Raw genomic sequence first — 2,063 nt, 5'->3', positions numbered from 1 at the left:
GGCGACTAGTTCGCCCTCGGGCGTGCGCGCCATCAGCGTCTCATAGACATTGTCGTTGATCGCGCGCTCGCCGCCGTCGTCGCGCACTTGCGGATCAAGCGTCGAAGGCTCCGATCCGATCGCAATGGTGATGTCGGCGGCGTGCGCCGACAGCGGTGAAAGTGCCATGATTGCCGCAAGTGCGGCGCTGCTTGCCAGTCTCGTCAGTAGATTCATCGGTCCACCCATTCGCCATAGATAACAAAAACGACCTGATGCGCGCAGTCTTGAGCTGCGTTGATATTGCGGGTCGCCATTTCCCTCGACCAGAAGAGTGGATTGTATGCAATTGACTGTCAAGCGATTGTTGGTCAACTTTTCTGACGATAGCAGGCCGAGACTCGACAATTCGCCGAGTTGTGCTGTAAATAATTGAAAATGCACAAAATTTAGAACGTGATTGCTGAAATTTCGTTCACGAATATCACGGAGGTAACCGGGTCAGTCACTTCTTTGGCAATTTCTTGGATATAGTATACCAAAAATCATCGCTGTAGGAAGGATGCCGGCTATGTTAGGCCTTCCCAGGCGGTCACGTCTGCGGAAAATACTTCGTCGCGACAGCTACGGCTATGCTGGTGTTCAACGACAAGAGTGCAAATTGCGGCATCCTGTTGGTGCAGAAGGTCGTGTTATTCATATCCGCTGATCTCCGGCACGTCATGTAATTGCTGGCCGATACTCATCTCGGTAAAGAATCTTCTTGCGCGCTCTGTTATTGCGTTTCTCGCTGACATCGATGCTGAACTGCTGCCCGCGCGAGCTGTGTTGCGCGGGCAGCGGCGATTTCGGCTTTTGCGGTGGTGGTTCAAGGAATGCGCCGCCACGCCGGCGGCGCTTGCGTCAGCTGAAGTAGCGCGGCGGCAGTCTGACGGGATCGTCGTCGAGGCGCTCATACATGGCCGCGATGTCGAAGAGGCGGTTTTCGGTCCCGTGTCCTCCGACGATCTGCAGCCCCAGCGGCATGCCGTTGCCGGCCTTGCCGAAGGGAAAGGCGAGCGCCGGGTGGCCGGTCAGGTTGGCCAGGATGTTGGGGATCGGTTCCTCGAGGAAGTAGAACTTGTCGACTGTCTTGAGCGGTCCCGCCGGTGCGAGCGCGCCGGGCAGCAGGATCGCGTCGATGGTGGCGAGGCTGGCGTCGATCTGCCTGCGAAGCACCTCGCGCAGCGTCCGTGCCGCGATGACGTCGGCGGCAGCGAGGCTCTCGCCGACAAGTGCGCGGCCACGGAACATTTCGCCGAAGGCGGAGAAGGTGCCGCGCACTTCGGCGCCGTAATGTGCCGCGATCTCGGCCATCATCACCACGGCGCCGGGCGCGTGGAAGGTTTCGAGCGGCGGCAGGTCGAGTTCGACGATCTCGCCGCCATTTCGGGCAAACAGGTCGAGCGCGTTTTGCATCGCCGTTGCCATTTCGGGGCGCAGGCTGCCGCCCAACCCCCATGCACAGGCGGAGATGCCGAGGCGCATGCCGGCAAATGACGGCACCTTGCCCGTGAGCATCGGCCTGTTTTCGGTCTCCGACATCGCGGCATAGAGCCTGCGGCAGTCGTCGACACGCGCGGCGATCGGACCGCAATGGTCCATAGAATGCGCCAGCGTATCGATCCCGTCCACGGGAACGACGCCGAAGCCCGGCTTGAATCCGACCATGCCGCACATGGTGGCCGGTAGTCGGATGGAGCCGGCGGTGTCGGTCGCCACCGATCCCAGGCACAGCCCGCCGGCGACCGTGACACCCGACCCGCTCGACGAGCCGCCCGGGAACATCTCCGGACACCACGGATTGCGCGCCGGCGGAAACGGCAGGTCGAAGGACGGGCCGCCGAAGGCCAGTTCGTGGCAATTGGCTTTGCCGATGATGATCGCGCCGGCATCGGCGAGCCGGCGCACGACGGGTGCATCCTGCTTCGGCCTGCGGTCGAGCCGCGAATGCGAAGCGCCGGTGTTGGGCATGCCGGCAACCTCGACGATGTCCTTGACCGAAATGGGCACGCCCGCCAGCGGGCCGACCGTCTCACCGGCGG

At 61.9% G+C, this 2,063-nt stretch carries 1 protein-coding gene and 1 pseudogene; both read right to left on the bottom strand.

From position 1 onward, the window contains the following. Positions 1-168, bottom strand: a pseudogene (locus AC1DUU_RS30460) (ABC transporter substrate-binding protein); the annotation flags it as partial. Between the two features lie 714 nt (positions 169-882). After that, the coding region (locus AC1DUU_RS30455; RefSeq protein WP_476787042.1) for an amidase at positions 883-2,063 on the bottom strand (1,181 nt) is incomplete at its 5' end.

The organism is Aminobacter sp. P4_H6_2 (assembly GCF_056400805.1).
This window is presented reverse-complemented; position numbering and strand designations above follow the sequence as displayed.